This window comes from Aeromicrobium sp. JJY06 (assembly GCF_044069275.1).
Classification (GTDB): Bacteria; Actinomycetota; Actinomycetes; order Propionibacteriales; family Nocardioidaceae; genus Aeromicrobium; species Aeromicrobium tamlense.
On sequence record NZ_JBIMRD010000002.1, the window covers coordinates 1 to 15,310 of the forward strand.

Annotated in this window: 17 protein-coding genes and 1 pseudogene; all 18 read left to right on the forward strand. The window is 72.5% G+C overall.

What is annotated here, in order from left to right; all coding sequences use genetic code 11:
- Positions 1–256: pseudogene (locus ACGWYL_RS11450) on the forward strand (tetratricopeptide repeat protein); the annotation flags it as partial.
- Positions 257–350: 94 nt separating this feature from the next.
- Positions 351–698 (forward strand): single-stranded DNA-binding protein, encoded by a 348-nt coding sequence (locus tag ACGWYL_RS11455; protein WP_395487248.1) that lies wholly within the window; start codon positions 351–353, stop codon positions 696–698.
- Positions 695–1,690: an HAD-IIA family hydrolase gene (locus ACGWYL_RS11460; RefSeq protein ID WP_395487249.1), complete on the forward strand. Its 996-nt coding sequence runs from the start codon at positions 695–697 to the stop codon at positions 1,688–1,690. The genes ACGWYL_RS11455 and ACGWYL_RS11460 overlap by 4 nt, the downstream gene beginning before the upstream one ends.
- Positions 1,687–1,866, forward strand: coding sequence for a hypothetical protein (locus ACGWYL_RS11465; protein ID WP_179425242.1), 180 nt, complete (start codon positions 1,687–1,689; stop codon positions 1,864–1,866). The genes ACGWYL_RS11460 and ACGWYL_RS11465 overlap by 4 nt, the downstream gene beginning before the upstream one ends.
- A 4-nt stretch (positions 1,867–1,870) precedes the next feature.
- Positions 1,871–2,707 carry a TlyA family RNA methyltransferase gene (locus tag ACGWYL_RS11470; RefSeq protein WP_269306382.1) on the forward strand — a complete coding sequence of 279 codons (837 nt, stop codon included), beginning with the start codon at positions 1,871–1,873 and terminating at the stop codon, positions 2,705–2,707.
- Positions 2,704–3,624 carry an NAD kinase gene (locus ACGWYL_RS11475; protein ID WP_179425237.1) on the forward strand — a complete coding sequence of 307 codons (921 nt, stop codon included), beginning with the start codon at positions 2,704–2,706 and terminating at the stop codon, positions 3,622–3,624. The genes ACGWYL_RS11470 and ACGWYL_RS11475 overlap by 4 nt, the downstream gene beginning before the upstream one ends.
- Positions 3,624–5,288 carry a DNA repair protein RecN gene (gene recN / locus ACGWYL_RS11480; protein ID WP_269306385.1) on the forward strand — a complete coding sequence of 555 codons (1,665 nt, stop codon included), beginning with the start codon at positions 3,624–3,626 and terminating at the stop codon, positions 5,286–5,288. The genes ACGWYL_RS11475 and recN overlap by 1 nt, the downstream gene beginning before the upstream one ends.
- Positions 5,289–5,366: 78 nt before the next feature.
- Positions 5,367–6,533, forward strand: coding sequence for a putative cytokinetic ring protein SteA (gene steA, locus ACGWYL_RS11485; RefSeq protein WP_395487250.1), 1,167 nt, complete (start codon positions 5,367–5,369; stop codon positions 6,531–6,533).
- Positions 6,530–7,396 carry a copper transporter gene (locus ACGWYL_RS11490; protein WP_179425231.1) on the forward strand — a complete coding sequence of 289 codons (867 nt, stop codon included), beginning with the start codon at positions 6,530–6,532 and terminating at the stop codon, positions 7,394–7,396. The genes steA and ACGWYL_RS11490 overlap by 4 nt, the downstream gene beginning before the upstream one ends.
- 183 nt (positions 7,397–7,579) lie before the next feature.
- Positions 7,580–9,244, forward strand: a complete 1,665-nt coding sequence (locus ACGWYL_RS11495) for a CTP synthase (RefSeq protein ID WP_179425229.1) — start codon at positions 7,580–7,582, stop codon at positions 9,242–9,244.
- Positions 9,241–9,837: an NUDIX domain-containing protein gene (locus ACGWYL_RS11500; protein WP_179425226.1), complete on the forward strand. Its 597-nt coding sequence runs from the start codon at positions 9,241–9,243 to the stop codon at positions 9,835–9,837. The genes ACGWYL_RS11495 and ACGWYL_RS11500 overlap by 4 nt, the downstream gene beginning before the upstream one ends.
- A complete protein-coding gene (xerD, locus tag ACGWYL_RS11505) occupies positions 9,834–10,766 on the forward strand; it encodes a site-specific tyrosine recombinase XerD (protein WP_269306391.1) in 933 nt (310 codons plus the stop codon). Before ACGWYL_RS11500 ends, xerD begins: the two co-directional genes overlap by 4 nt.
- A gap of 17 nt (positions 10,767–10,783) precedes the next feature.
- On the forward strand, positions 10,784–11,635 hold the full coding sequence (locus ACGWYL_RS11510; protein WP_179425224.1) for a ParA family protein: 852 nt from the start codon (positions 10,784–10,786) through the stop codon (positions 11,633–11,635).
- On the forward strand, positions 11,620–11,934 hold the full coding sequence (locus ACGWYL_RS11515; RefSeq protein WP_179425222.1) for a hypothetical protein: 315 nt from the start codon (positions 11,620–11,622) through the stop codon (positions 11,932–11,934). The genes ACGWYL_RS11510 and ACGWYL_RS11515 overlap by 16 nt, the downstream gene beginning before the upstream one ends.
- Before the next feature lie 8 nt (positions 11,935–11,942).
- Positions 11,943–12,827: a segregation and condensation protein A gene (locus ACGWYL_RS11520; protein WP_395487251.1), complete on the forward strand. Its 885-nt coding sequence runs from the start codon at positions 11,943–11,945 to the stop codon at positions 12,825–12,827.
- Positions 12,814–13,527: an SMC-Scp complex subunit ScpB gene (gene scpB, locus ACGWYL_RS11525; protein WP_269306396.1), complete on the forward strand. Its 714-nt coding sequence runs from the start codon at positions 12,814–12,816 to the stop codon at positions 13,525–13,527. The genes ACGWYL_RS11520 and scpB overlap by 14 nt, the downstream gene beginning before the upstream one ends.
- The gene (locus ACGWYL_RS11530; RefSeq protein WP_179425216.1) at positions 13,520–14,248 is read left to right on the forward strand and encodes a pseudouridine synthase; all 729 of its coding nucleotides are present in this window, start codon (positions 13,520–13,522) and stop codon (positions 14,246–14,248) included. Before scpB ends, ACGWYL_RS11530 begins: the two co-directional genes overlap by 8 nt.
- Positions 14,245–15,309 (forward strand): prephenate dehydrogenase, encoded by a 1,065-nt coding sequence (locus tag ACGWYL_RS11535; RefSeq protein WP_179425214.1) that lies wholly within the window; start codon positions 14,245–14,247, stop codon positions 15,307–15,309. The genes ACGWYL_RS11530 and ACGWYL_RS11535 overlap by 4 nt, the downstream gene beginning before the upstream one ends.
- Position 15,310 lies beyond the last annotated feature (1 nt).

The following is a 15,310-nucleotide window of genomic DNA, read 5'->3' on the forward strand; positions in this document are numbered from 1 at the left end:
CGAACTGTCCATCGTCATCGCCGGCGCCCGCCGCGACCTCGGACACCTCGACGCCGCCCTCCACATCCTCGAAACCGAACCCCTCCACACCACCAACCGCTCCGACTGGGTCACCCGCCTGCGATACGCCTACGCCGACACCCTCCTCGCCACCGGCAACACCCAAGACGCCATCACCTGGTTCCACCGCACCGCCGGCACCGACAGCCACCACACCACCGACGTCCACGACCGCCTCAAACAACTCGAAAACTAACCCGTCCACAGACGTCGCAGGGCCCACGCACGCCGTCCACAGGCAGTGCGTGGGCCCTGTCGTCGTTCCCCGTCGCCACGCGAGGCTGGGCGTCATGAACGACACCGACAACCAGGTCCTGCTTCGCGGGCGGGTGGCTGACGCCGCCGAGCCGCGGACCCTGCCCAGCGGGGACGAGCTCGTCTCGTTCCGCCTCATCGTCGAGCGCAGCGCGGCGGCCAAGCGTCGCTCGCGTCATCTCGTCGACACCTTCGACTGCTCGGCGTGGACGTCGCGGCTGCGCACCAAGGCGCTGAAGCTGAAGCCTGGGGACCGGATCGAGGTCGAGGGCGAGCTCCGACGCCTGTTCTCCAGCCGGTCCGGAGGCGTATCGAGCCGGGTGTACGTCGACCTCGGGTCGCTGACCCGGTTGCCCGAGCCCCCGGTAGCCTCGACGGCATGACGCTGGCCGCGACCGACCGCCCGCTCGTCGCCTCCCACGACGCGGTACTGCTGGACCTCGACGGTGTCGTCTACCGCGGCGGGCATGCCGTCCCCGGCGCCGTGGAGGCGCTGAACCAGGCGCGTGACGTGCGCCTGGCCTACCTGACCAACAACGCGAACCGGCCACCCGAGGCGGTCGCCGAGCACCTGCGCGAGCTGGGCCTGCATCCTGCGGTCGAGGACATCGTCACCTCGGCCCAGGCGATCGCCGGCGTCATCGCGCACGACGTCCCGCCGGGCTCCCCGGTGCTGGTGATCGGGGGAGAGGGGTTGCGCAGCGCGCTGCGTGCCCGCGGCCTGGAACCCGCCGACGATCGCCACGCCCCGGGACTGGCCGCGGTGGTCCAGGGCTACATGCCCGACCTCAGCTGGCGCGATCTCGCCGAGGCGGCCTACGCCGTGCAGGCCGGAGCGCCCTGGTACGCCAGCAACACCGACCTGACGATCCCGACCGCCGAGGGCATCGCGCCGGGCAACGGCGCCCTCGTCCACGCCGTCCGACTCGCCACGGGTCGTGAGCCCGTCGTGGCCGGCAAGCCGTACGCGCCGCTGTTCGAGGAGACGATGGAGCGCATCGCGCCCTCGTCCCCGCTGATGGTGGGCGACCGCCTCGACACCGACATCCGCGGCGCCAGGCAGGCGGGCATCGCCTCGCTGTTCGTCCTCACCGGAGTCAACACGCTGGTCGACGTCGTGAACGCCGACCCGCAGGAGCGCCCTGACCTCGTCGGGGCCGGCCTCGCGTCGCTCCACGAGCCGCACCCGGCCGTCGCCGTCGAGCGTGGGACCGCCCGTTGCGGCGAGGCCGTCGCCGAGATCCGCGACGGCGCGATCCGCGTGGCCCGGGAAGGGGCCGAGACGGAGACGCTCCGCGCGATCGTCGGACTCGGCTGGGCGTGCCGCGACGAATCGGGGCTCGACGTGACCGTCGATGAGAGGATCGACGCATGACGACCGAACCCACCGGCGACGGATCCGTGGAGGGCGTCGGCCCCGCGATCGACGAGGCCGTCGCGATGCTGGACACGCTCGGCGACCTCGAGGTGGCCCAGCACCCGCCGGTGTTCGAAGCCGTGCACCGCGTCCTGCGCGACCAGCTGGCCGGCTCGTCGGGGACCCGCGGGTGAGCCGGTGAGCCGCCGGGTGCGGCTCGACGCCGAGCTCGTCCGGCGAGGACTGGCGCGATCGCGCGACCAGGCGGCGTCGCTCATCGAGCAGGGCCGCGTGCTGGTGGGCGGGAACGCCGCCAGCAAACCGGCCACGCAGGTGACCACCGACCAGGCGATCGTCGTGCGTGAGGGTGACGACCCGGGCTGGGCATCGCGCGGTGCCCACAAGCTGCTCGGCGCGCTGGAGGTCTTCGAGCCCCAGGGTCTGAGCGTCGCCGGCCGCCGCGCTCTCGACGCCGGTGCGTCGACCGGGGGATTCACCGACGTCCTGCTGAGGCGCGACGTCGCCGAGGTCGTCGCCGTCGACGTCGGCTACGGCCAGCTGGTGTGGTCGCTGCAGTCCGACCCGCGGGTTCACGTCTTCGACCGCACGAACATCCGCTCGATCGATGCCGAGCTCATCGGCGGGCCGGTGGACCTCGTCGTCTCCGACCTGTCCTTCATCTCGCTCACGCTCGTGATCCCGGCGCTGGCCTCGGTCTGCCGGGCCGAGGGGGACATGGTCCTCATGGTCAAGCCGCAGTTCGAGGTCGGGCGCGAGAACCTCGGCAAGAACGGCGTCGTCCGCGACCCCGAGCTGCATGCGAGCGCCGTCCACGGCGTGACGACCACGGCCTGGGCCAACGGCTGGGGGACCCGCGCGCTCGCACCGAGTCCGTTGCCGGGCCCCGCCGGGAATGTCGAGTACTTTTGTTGGCTGAGGACCGACGCCCCGGCGCCGGACGAGGAGATGGCGCGCGCAGCCGTCGCGGCCGGGCCTCTCGCGGCCCGGCACCCGAAGGAAGGAAGCGGATCATGAGGAGCGTGCTGCTCGCGGTCCACACCCAGCGGAACGGGGCCCCGAAGATCGCGGCCGACTTCGCCGCCTCCCTCCAGGAGGCCGGTCTCCAGGTCCGCGCCCTCGAGGGCGAGGCCGAGGCCCTGGAGGCGGCCGGCGCGGTCGACCTGGCGGTCGTTCCCGCCGCGTCCGGTGCCGCCCAGGACTGCGAGCTGACCGTGGTGTTCGGCGGTGACGGCACGATCCTGCGCGCGGCCGAGCTGTGCCGCGGCACCGGCACCCCGCTGCTGGGCGTCAACCTGGGTCACGTCGGGTTCCTCGCCGAGGCGGACGAGGAGGACCTCGCCGAGGTCGCCCAGCGTGTCATCGCCGGCGACCTCACCGTGGAGGAGCGCCTCACCGTCGACGTCCTGGTCCTGCAGGACGGAGAGGTCGTCGCCACCAACTGGGCTCTCAACGAGGCCTCGGTCGAGAAGGCGTCCCGCGAGCGCATGCTCGAGGTCGTCGTCGAGATCGACGGGCGTCCCGTCTCACGGATGGGCTGCGACGGTGTCGTCTGCGCGACGCCGACCGGCTCGACCGCCTACAACTTCAGCGCTGGCGGTCCCGTGGTGTGGCCCGAGGTGTCGGCGCTGCTCATGGTCCCGATCAGCGCGCACGCCCTCTTCGCGCGGCCCATGGTCGTGTCGCCGGAGTCCACCCTCGCGGTGGAGGTCGTGGGACAGTCCGCCACCGGCGTGCTCTGGTGCGACGGCCGTCGCGCGTCCGACCTGCCGATCGGCGCGCGCGTCGAGGTCCGCCGCGGCGTCGAGACGGTGCGGCTCGCGCGCGTGCACCCGGCCTCGTTCGCCGACCGCCTCGTGCGCAAGTTCGAGCTCCCGGTCTCGGGGTGGCGCGGGTCCTCCGAGGCCTCCCGACGAGCCGCGGGAGAGCGCTGATGTGGCAGTCGCTGCGGCTGGCGTCCCTGGGCGTCATCGAGGAGGCCGAGCTCGACCTGGGCCCCGGCTTCACCGTGATCACGGGTGAGACCGGCGCCGGCAAGACGATGGTCGTGACGGCGCTCGGACTGCTGCGTGGCGAGCGTGCCGACTCCGCTCTCGTCCGTCGTGGAGCCGACCGCGCCCGCATCGAGGCCTCCGTCGTCGCGACGCCCGAGGTCGCCGCGCTCGTCGAGGAGGCCGGGGGCCAGGTCGACGACGACCTCGTGCTGGCCCGCGTGCTCACGAGCCAGGGCCGCAGCCGCGCCCTCGCGGGCGGGTCGACCGTGCCGGCCGGACTCCTGTCGCGGCTCGCGGACTCGCTCGTCGCGGTGCACGGTCAGTCCGACCAGCAGCGACTCGTGCGGCCACAGGAGCAGCGCGGCGCCCTCGACCGGTACGCCGGGTCCGAGGTGTCCGACTTGCTCGCGCAGTACCAGCCCGACTACGAGCGCCTCCGCGAGCTGAAGGCGCGCCTGCACGACCTGCGAACGCACGCGGGGGAGCGCCTGCAGCGCCTCGACCTGCTGCGCCACGGCCTCGACGAGATCGACGCGGTCGACCCGCAGCCCGGCGAGGACGAGGAGCTCGTGCAGCGCGAGAACCGGCTCGCGCACGCCGAGGCGCTCGCGGCGGCCGCTGCCGGTGCGTCCGTCGCCCTGTCCGAGGACGAGCACTCCGCCGCTGCCGCGCTCGCCGCCGCGAAGTCCGTCGTCGACCCCGTCGCCGGGAACGACCCTCGGCTCGAGGCGCTTGCCGAGCGGCTGCGCCGCGCCGCGATCGACCTCACCGACATCGCGTCCGAGCTGGCTGCCTACGCCGCCGACGTGGACCTCGACCCCGCCGGCCTGGCCACCGTGCAGGAGCGACGCGCGTCGCTCACCGCGCTGCAGCGTCGGTACGGTCCGGGCCTCGACGACGTCATCGCCTGGGCGGACCGGGCCCGCGCCGAGGTGCTCGAGCTCGACCTCGACGACACCGCGATCGAACGACTCGAGACCGAGGCCGACGCCGCGCGCGATCGGGTGGTGGAGCTCGCCGGCCGGCTCACGCAGGCCCGCACCCGCGCTGCCGAGCAGCTGGCGGAGGAGGTCGGCCGCGAGCTCGCCGACCTCGCCCTGCCATCGGCGCGACTCGAGGTCCGCGTCCTGCCAGGCGAACCCGGACCGCACGGTGCGGACGACGTCGAGATCTGGTTCGCGGCCAACAGCGGCGCCGAGCCGCGCCCCCTCGCCCGCGCCGCGAGCGGCGGCGAGCTGTCGCGCCTCATGCTCGCGATCGAGGTCGTGCTCGCGGGTCGCGACCCGGTGCCCACGCTCGTGTTCGACGAGGTGGACGCCGGCATCGGCGGCCGCACGGCCGTCGAGGTCGGCCGCCGCCTCGCCCGCCTCGCGCAGCACGCCCAGGTCATCGCGGTGACCCACCTGCCGCAGGTGGCCGCCTTCGCCGACTCCCACTTCGTGGTGAGCAAGTCCGACGACGGCACGGTCACCAGCAGCAGCGTGCTGCGCCTGGAGCACGACTCCCGGGTGGACGAGCTGGCGCGGATGCTTGCCGGGCTGGACGACTCGGCCGCGGCGCAGGAGCACGCCCGGGAGCTGCTCGAGCTCGCCCGCACTGCCTGAGGGTCACGTCACTTTCGAGGCCCGGATCGGCGTGTCGGGTGTGAACTCTCATGGAACGCGGGTTGCATGGAGGGCATCATGCCCATCTTGAAGCGCAGCAAGCGCGCCCTTCCCGACGGTCCCGGCGTGGTCGGCCCGGCGCGGCTGTGCCGCAATGCCGCCGACCTGTCCTCGGTGCGCTCGGGAGACGTCGTCGTCATCGACGTGGCCGACCTCGGCGCCGACACGGCCCAGTCGCTGGTCGAGCGCGGCGTCGCCGCCGTCCTCAACGTGTCCTCGTCCTCGTCGGGTCGCTACCCGAACCTCGGCCCGCAGGTGCTGGCCGCCGCGGGCATCCCGCTCGTCGACCGCGTGGGGGAGGTCGTCTGGCAGACGCTCCGCAGCGGCGACGTCGTGCGTGTGGACGAAGGCGCCGTCCACCTCGGTGAGACCACCGTGGCCACCGGCGTCGAGATGACCGAGTCGCGGGTCCGCGACCAGCTGGACGAGGCGTCCTCGGGGCTGTCCAGCCAGCTCGACTCGATCGTCACCAACGCGGCCGACACGCTGCGCCGCGACCGCGCGATGCTCCTCGAGGGTGCCGGCATCCCCGAGGTCTCCACCCCGATCAAGGGTCGCCCCGTGGTCGTCGTCACCGACGGTCCCGACGCGGCGAAGGACCTCAAGTCGATCCGCTCGTTCGTCCGCGACCACGACCCCGTGCTGATCGGCGTCGGCGACGGCGCCGGGCTGCTCATCGATGCGGGCCTGCGGCCGCACCTGCTGGTCGGGCGCGGTGACGAGCTCTCCGGCCGCATGATCGAGCGCTCGGGCGAGGTCGTCATCGTGTCGGCCTCGGGCCGGCTCGACCGTCCCGAGCAGTTCGAGGCCCACGGCCGTCAGCCGGTGGTCTTCACCGCGGCGGGGACGCCCGAGAACCTCGCCCTGCTGCTCGCCGACCAGAACGAGGCCGCAGTCATCGTGCAGGTCGGCGGGCCCTCGCGCCTCGTCGACATCGTCGACGGCGACACCGCCGACGCGGCCGGCACGTTCATCGCCCGGCTCCGCGCCGGCTCGCGCGTCGTCGACGCCCAGTCCGTGGCGTGGTTCGCGCGCCAGCGGCTGAGCTGGTTCGTCCCGCTGCTGCTCCTGCTGGCCGGCGTCATCGCCGTCGTGGCGGCCGTGGCCACCACCCCTCTCGGTCATGAGTGGCTCTCGCCCGTGACCGATTGTGTCTCCTCCTGGACCGAAGGACTCGTCTCGTGATCAACCTGCGCTACCACGTCATCTCCCTCGCGGCCGTGCTGCTCGCGCTCGCCGCCGGCATCGCGGTCGGGGCGGGGCTGCTCGACGAGAGCGACGCCGCCACGACGACGACCTCGTCCGACACCGCCGAGATCAGCCCTGCGCTGGCCGGCTTCGACGCGGGCTACGCGTCGATGACGGCTCCGGGCCAGCTGCGCGACAAGCTCAAGAACCGCACGGTGCTGCTGCTCACCACGCCCGGCGCGCGCGACAACGAGATCGACTCGCTCATCGAGAACCTCACCACCGCGGGCGCCCGCGTGACGGGCCAGGTCGAGCTCACCAGCAAGCTGCTGTCGCCGGCCAACCGCCAGTTCGCCGAGGGCGTCGCGGCCCAGTCCGACCCGGACGCCGCCTCCGAGGCGACCGACTACGGCAAGGTCGGCGCGGCGATCGCACGCGGCTACCTGACGAAGGGCGACGGCTCCCTGGACGAGACCGCCCGCACGATCCGCTCGGCGTTCACCGAGGGCGACCTGCTCGCCGTCGAGCAGGACCCCGAGGTCTCGGCCCAGCTGGCGCTCGTGGTGTCCGGACCCGCCGGATCGTCGTCCGGGGGAGAGGGCACGGTCGTGTCCAGCATGGTCGCCGGCCTCGACGCCGGCAGCCAGGGCGTGGCGGTCGTCGGGCCGGTCTCCTCGGGCGAGAACGGCGTCGTGAACGCCGTCCGCGGCAGCGACGCCGCTGCCAACGTCTCGACGATCGACGTCACCGACACGGGCACCGGCCGCGTCGCCTCGGTGCTCGGACTCGTGCGCGAGGCCGCCGGCCAGTCGGGTGCGTGGGGCACGTCACGGGCGGCCGACGGGCCCGTTCCGAACTGAGGCAGGATCAGGGTCTCGGGACCGTGGCGTTCGGCGCGGATGGTCCCGGGCCTCGGTCGGCGATGGTAGGCTGGAGTTCCGTGGAACCCAGAGTCGAACCCAGCCCCCGAGGCGGTTCCTCCACCCCCGGACGTTGCCGCAGGCACCGCCCGGTTCCGCATCCGAACCGGACCCACGGGAGTCATGTTGGCAACTAACGCCGTCACCAAGCACGTATTCGTCACCGGTGGAGTCGTGTCCTCCCTCGGCAAAGGCCTGACCGCCTCCAGCCTGGGGCGTCTGCTCAAGTCACGCGGCCTGCGCGTCACGATGCAGAAGCTCGATCCGTACCTCAACGTCGACCCGGGCACGATGAACCCGTTCCAGCACGGTGAGGTCTTCGTGACGGACGACGGCGCCGAGACCGACCTCGACATCGGCCACTACGAGCGCTTCCTCGACGAGGACCTCGTCGGCCGAGCCAACGTCACGACCGGTCAGGTCTACTCCGACGTCATCGCCCGCGAGCGCCGCGGCGACTACCTCGGCGACACCGTGCAGGTCATCCCGCACATCACGAACGAGATCAAGGACCGGATGCTGTCGATGGGCGGCCCCGACGTCGACGTGGTGATCCACGAGATCGGCGGCACGGTGGGTGACATCGAGAGCCAGCCGTTCCTGGAGTCCGCGCGCCAGGTCCGCCAGGAGGTGGGCCGCTCCAACGTCTTCTTCCTGCACGTCTCGCTGATCCCGTTCATCGGTCCCTCGGGCGAGCTCAAGACCAAGCCCACGCAGCACTCGGTCGCCGCGCTGCGCTCGATCGGCATCCAGCCCGACGCGATCGTCTGCCGGTCCGACCGTCCCGTGCCCGCGGGCGTGAAGCGCAAGATCTCGCTCATGTGCGACGTGGACGAGGACGCCGTCGTCACGGCGGTCGACTCGCCGTCCATCTACGACATCCCGAAGGTTCTGCACTCCGAGGGCCTCGACGCCTACGTCGTGCGCCGTCTCGACCTGCCGTTCCGCGACGTCGACTGGAACGAGTGGGACGCGCTGCTGCGCCGTGTGCACCACTCCGAGGAGGAGGTCACGATCGCGCTGGTCGGCAAGTACATCGACCTGCCCGACGCCTACCTCTCGGTCGCCGAGGCCCTGCGCGCCGGCGGCTTCGCGAACGACGCCAAGGTGCGCCTGCGCTGGGTGCCGTCGGACGACTGCGCCACCGAGGCCGGGGCCGCCGAGCAGCTCGGCGACGTCGACGGCATCTGCGTGCCCGGCGGATTCGGCATCCGCGGCATCGAGGGCAAGCTCGGCGCGCTGTCCTACGCGCGCAAGCAGCAGATCCCCGTTCTGGGCCTGTGCCTGGGCCTGCAGTGCATGGTGATCGAGTACGCCCGCACCGAACTGGGCATCGAGGACGCGAGCTCGTCGGAGTTCGACCCCGCCACCGAGCACCCGGTCATCGCCACGATGGCCGAGCAGCACGAGTTCGTCGAGGGTGCGGGCGACCTGGGCGGCACGATGCGCCTGGGCCTGTACCCGGCCAGCCTCAAGGCCGGCAGCATCGTCCGCGAGCTCTACGGCTCGGACAAGGTCGACGAGCGTCACCGCCACCGCTACGAGGTCAACAACGCCTACCGCGACGACCTGGAGAAGGCCGGCCTGGTGTTCTCGGGCACGTCGCCGGACTCGACCCTGGTCGAGTTCGTCGAGCTGCCCCGCGAGGTGCACCCGTTCTACGTGGCCACCCAGGCGCACCCCGAGCTGCGCTCGCGTCCCACGCGCTCGCACCCGCTGTTCTCGGGCCTCATCGCGGCCTCGCTCAAGCGCAAGCTGGAGATGCGGCTGCCCGTCGAGGAATCGTGACCTCGCACCCGCGGCTGCCGGGGCGGATCGCCGCACCGGTCGAGGCCGGAGACGGCACGTGGCCGCAGGTGGGGTCCGAGGTCGGGTTCCAGAACCCGTACCTGACGCTGACGGTCGACACCATCGAGGCGCCGGACGGCTCGACGCATCCGCGCGTCGTGGTGCGGCCGCGGCGTGCCGTGGGCGTGGCCGCGGTCGACGAGGACGGTCGCATCCTGCTCGTCGAGCAGTACCGTCACCCGATGGGCCGGCGCATGCTCGAGATCCCCGCGGGGCTGATGGACGTCGAGGGGGAGGAGCCGCAGCAGACCGCGGCCCGCGAACTGGCGGAGGAGACCGACCTGGTCGCCGGCACGTGGCGCGAGCTGATGCGGATCGCCCCCACGGTGGGCTACTCCACCGAGACGATCACCCTGTTCCACGCCTCGGAGCTGGTGCCGGTCGCCGAGGCCGAGCGCACCGAGCGCGAGGCCGAGGAGGCCGACATGGCGCACTGGTGGGTCGACCTCGACGAGGCCGTGGCAGCCTGCCTCGACGGTCGCATCTTCGACGCCAAGACCGTCGTGGCGATCCTGGCGGTGGCACGGGCGTGACCGACGGCGGTGCGGTCGAGCGGGTCGTGGCCGAGTACCTGTCCCACCTCGCGGTGGAGCGCGGCCTCGCCGAGAACACGCTGGCCTCGTATCGCCGCGACCTGCGTCGCTACACCGAGTTCCTGACGGGCGCCGGCGTCACGGAGCCCGCGGACATCGCCGAGGACCACGTCACGGCGTTCGCCGCCGCACTGCGCGAGGGCGACGAGGACCATCCCGCGCTCGGCACGTCGAGCGTCGCGCGCACGGTCGTCGCGGTCCGCGGCTTCCACCGCTTCTGCCTGCGCGAGCAGATCGTCGCCAACGACGTGACGGCCGCCGTGCGGCCGCCCAGGCCCGCGTCCCGGCTGCCGAAGGCGCTGCCGCTGGAGGACGTCGAGGCGCTGCTGACGGCGGCGGGGGAGCCCGGCACCGCCCTGTCGATGCGCGACCGTGCGCTGCTGGAGATCCTCTACGGCACCGGCGCGCGCATCTCCGAGGCCGTCGGTCTCGACGTGGACGACGTGGACCTCGAGCAGTCGTCCGTGCTGCTCACCGGCAAGGGCTCCAAGCAGCGCATCGTGCCGCTCGGGTCCTTCGCGCGCGACGCCCTCGAGACGTACCTCACGAAGGCGCGTCCGCACCTCACCGCGACCGCCGGCAGCGGGCCCGCCGTGTTCCTCAACGCGCGCGGCGGCAGGCTGTCGCGGCAGAGCGCGTGGACGGTGCTGACGAAGACCGCGCGACGCGCCGGGATCGACGCCGACGTGTCGCCGCACACCCTGCGTCACTCGTTCGCCACGCACCTGCTCGACGGCGGTGCGGACGTTCGCGTGGTGCAGGAACTGCTGGGCCACGCGTCGGTGACGACCACCCAGATCTACACCCTCGTGACGATCGACAAGTTGCGCGAGACGTACGCGGCGTCCCATCCCCGGGCACTGCGGTGAGCGGTACAGTGGCCGACATGCCCAGCACGGATCTCGGACCCACCGGTCGCCCGATGCCCGACCTCCCCGAGCCCGGACCGCGCACCACGCAGGGCCCCGCCGTCGTCATCTCGATGTGCAACCAGAAGGGCGGCGTCGGCAAGACCACGACCACGATCAACCTCGGCGCCGCGCTGGCCGAGACCGGCCGTCGCGTGCTGCTGGTCGACTTCGATCCGCAGGGCTCGATGACCGTCGGACTGGGCTACAACGCCCACGAGATCGAGCAGAGCATCTACCACGTGCTGATGGACCGCGAGCTCTCGATGAAGGAGATCATCCTCGGCACGTCGGTCGACAACCTCGACCTCGTCCCGGCCAACATCGACCTGTCGGCGGCCGAGATGCGTCTCGTCACCGAGGTGGGCCGCGAGCAGGTGCTCGCGCGCACCCTGCGCGACGTGCGCCACGACTACGACGTCATCCTCATCGACTGCCAGCCCTCGCTGGGCCTGCTCACCGTCAACGCCCTCACGGCCTCCGACGGCGTCATCGTGCCGCTGGAGTGCGAGTACTTCGCGCTGCGCGGCGTGGCGCTGCTCAACGAGACCATCGAGAAGGTGCGTGACCGCACCAACTTCGACCTGCGCGTCATCGGTCTGCTGGGCACGATGTTCGACAGCCGCACCCTGCACGGTCGCGAGGTCCTGCAGACGCTGGTCGACGGCTGGGGCGACGCCGTGTTCCACACCGTCATCCGCCGCACCGTGAAGTTCTCCGACTCCACGGTCGCCGGCGAGCCGATCACCGAGTACGCGTCCACGTCGCCGGGTGCCGAGGCCTACCGCCAGCTGGCGAGGGAAGTGCTGCAGCGGTGTCCCGACGCGTGAACCTGCCCGGTGCGGACGAGCTCTTCCGGCCGACCGCACCCAGTGGGCCCCGATCCGAGGAGACGCCTGCCGTGCCGCCGTCCGGCAGCGGCCGGGTCAAGCACGACGAGAAGATGACCGTCTACCTCACCAGCGACGAGCTGCTCGCCATCGAGCAGGCGCGCCTCGAGCTGCGCTCGGTGCTGGGTCGCAAGGTCGACCGCGGTCGCCTCGTGCGCGCCGCGATCGCCGGTGCGCTCGCCGACCTCGAGACCCGTGGGGCCGACAGCGAGCTCGCCCGCCGGCTCGGCGAGGAATGAGCGCCGCGGTGTCCGTGACGGATCCGGCACCCGCGCAGGCGTCCGAGACGGGCTTCTCGGTCTCGCTCGGCAACTTCGAGGGGCCGTTCGACCTGCTGCTGCAGCTGATCTCCAAGCACCAGCTCGACATCACCGAGGTCGCGCTCTCGGTGGTCACGTCGGACTTCATCGCGTACACGCGCGAGCTCGAGGACGACCTCGAGCAGACCACGCACTTCCTGCTGATCGCGGCCACCCTGCTCGACCTGAAGACCGCGCGACTGCTGCCGCAGGCCGAGGTCGAGGACGAGGAGGACCTCGCCCTGCTGGAGGCCCGCGACCTGTTGTTCGCCCGTCTCATGCAGTACCGCGCGTTCAAGGCCGTGGCGGCGATCCTCCAGGAGCGCTTCGAGAACCAGCTGCTGCGTCACCCACGCGCCGTCACGCTCGAGCCACGCTTCGCGACGCTGCTGCCCGAGGTGGAGATCCGCGCGACCCCGCAGGACCTCGCCGAGCTGGCCGCCGCCGCCCTCGCGCCGAAGGCGCCGCCGCTCGTGTCACTGGCGCACCTGCACGCCCCGGCGGTCAGCGTGCGCGAGCAGGCCCACCTCGTCGTCGACCGGCTCCGGCGCGAGCGCTCGCTGACGTTCCGCGCGATCGTCGCGGACGCGCCGGACGGCCAGACCAAGGTCGCGCGCTTCCTCTCGCTGCTGGAGCTGTTCCGTGAGGGGATGCTGTCGTTCGAGCAGGCCGTGCCGCTGGGCGAGCTGACCGTGCGCTGGACCGGCACCGACGACGGCGACATCGACGTGGGCGACGAGTTCGACGAGCCGACCCTGCCCGAGGAGGGCGACGCCGGGGACCCCGAGGTCCCGCCGGCCCCGACGACCGGAAGTGACGATGACCGAGACTGACGACCACGTGCCCGCCGAGGTGCCCGAGCAGGGTGTGACGGAGGAGAGCGTGACCGACGGGCGCCCGCCGGTCGAGCTGCGCCCCGCCCTCGAGGCCGTGCTGATGATCGCCGACGAGCCGCTCGACCACCTCGTGCTCGCGCAGGCCGTCGGCCACCCGCCCGCCGATGTCGAGCAGGCGCTGCGCGGGCTCGCCGCCGAGTACGCCGAGCAGGGGCGCGGCTTCGAGCTGCGCGAGCTGGCCGGCGGCTGGCGCTTCTACAGCCGTGAGGAGTTCGCCGACGTCGTCTCGGCGTTCGTGCTGGAGGGCCAGCAGGCCAAGCTGAGCCAGGCGGCGCTGGAGACCCTCGCGGTCGTCGCGTACCGCCAGCCGATCAGCCGCTCGCGGATCTCGGCGATCCGTGGCGTCAACGTCGACGGCGTGGTCCGCACGCTGGTGACGCGCGGTCTGATCGTCGAGCTGGGCAACGACGCCGAGTCCGGCGCGATCCTCTACGGGACGACGAACTACTTCCTCGAGCGGATGGGGCTGAGCGGGCTGGACGAGCTGCCCGAGCTCGCGCCGATGCTGCCCGACCTGGAGGACCTCGACGGCGAGCTGGAGCGCGTGGCGCAGCAGACCGCCGAGCGCGAGGCCGTGCCCGCCGAGGACGCTCCCTCCGTGGAGACCTCCGAGACCCCGGGAGGCGTCGGTGGCTGAGCCGATCCGTCTGCAGAAGGTGCTGGCCCAGGCCGGCGTCGCCAGCCGTCGGCGCAGCGAGGAGCTGATGGCCACGGGCCGCGTCGAGGTCAACGGCGAGGTCGTCACGCAGCTCGGCGCCCGCGTCGACCCCACCACCGATGTCGTGCGCGTCGACGGCGTGCGCATCCCGCCGCCGTCCGAGCACGCCTACGTGATCCTCAACAAGCCGCGGGGCATCGTCAGCTCGATGGCCGACGAGCAGGGCCGACCCGACCTGTCCGGTCTGCTGGCCGATCGCACCGACCGGCTGTTCCACGTGGGCCGGCTCGACACCGACACCTCGGGCCTGCTGATCCTGACCAACGACGGCGACCTGGCGCACCAGCTGGCGCATCCTTCGTTCGAGGTCACCAAGACCTACGTCGCCCTCGTCGACGGCAACGTCGCGGCCTCGATCGGTCGACGGCTGCTCGCGGGTGTGGAGCTGGAGGACGGCGTCACGGCCGTCGACCGCTTCGTGGTGCGCGACCGCAGCCGCGGCCGCAGCCTCGTCGAGCTCGACCTGCACAGCGGCAAGAACCGCATCGTCCGGCGCCTGCTCGACGCCGTCGGCCACCCCGTCGTGGAGCTCACGCGCACGGCGTTCGGGCCGCTGCGGCTGGGCGACCTGCGCGTGGGCGCGATGCGCGACCTGTCGCGCGACGAGCTCGGAGCGCTCTTCGATAGCGTGGAGGCATGAGTGCCGATCTGCCCGAACCCGTCGTGCCCGGACCGGTTCTGGTCATCGGCTGCGGCCTGATCGGCACCTCGGTCGCGCTCGGTCTGAGCGATCTCGGCGTCCGGGTGCACCTGCGCGACGCGCGACCCGCGAACGTCGAGCTGGCCGCCTCGCTGGGCGCCGGCACGCCCGATCCGGTGCAGGATCCGGCCCTCGTCGTGGTCGCCGTGCCTCCCGCCGCGGTCGTCGAGACCGCTCTGGCGGCGCTCGAGGAGTTCCCGTCGGCCGTGGTCACCGACGTCGCCAGCGTCAAGACCCACGTCTGCGCGGGCGTCACCGACCCGCGATTCGTCGGCGGCCACCCCATGGCTGGCAAGGAGCGCTCGGGCCCGATGGCCGGCTCCGGCCTGCTGTTCGAGGGTCGTGCCTGGGCCGTCGTCCCCACCGAGGGCACCGACCCCGAGGCCGTCGCGGTCGTCGAACGGGTCGCCACGGCGCTCGGCTCGGTCGTGCGGCGGATGGACGCGGCCTCCCACGACCGCGCGGTCGCCCTCGTCTCGCACGTGCCCCACCTCGTCTCCGCCCTGACCGCGGGCCTGCTCACCGAGGCCGAGGGCGATGACCTCCTGCTCGCCGGTCAGGGACTGCGCGACGTCATCCGCATCGCCGGCAGCGACCGGGGCCTCTGGGTCGACATCATCGGCAGCAACGCGGGCCAGGTCGGCGCGATCCTCGACGACCTCGCCGTCCGCCTCGACGACCTGCGCGCCGCCGTTCGCACCGCCGACGGCTCGGTGGGGGAGCACCTCGACCGCGGGCGGGCCGGGGTCGCCCGGGTGCCGGGCAAGCACGGCGCCCACCCGATCGCGCTCGCCGGCGTCTTCGTCTCGATCGACGACACCCCGGGCGAGCTCTCGCGACTCTTCGCCGACATCGGCGACGCGGGCATCAACATCGAGGACATGCGCATCGACCACGAGCTCGGCCGCCTCGTCGGCGTCGTCGAGGTCGTGGTGCAGGCCGGCGCCGCCGAGGACCTGCACACCGCCCTGATCGAACGCGGCTGGGCCGCCTTCCGCTGAG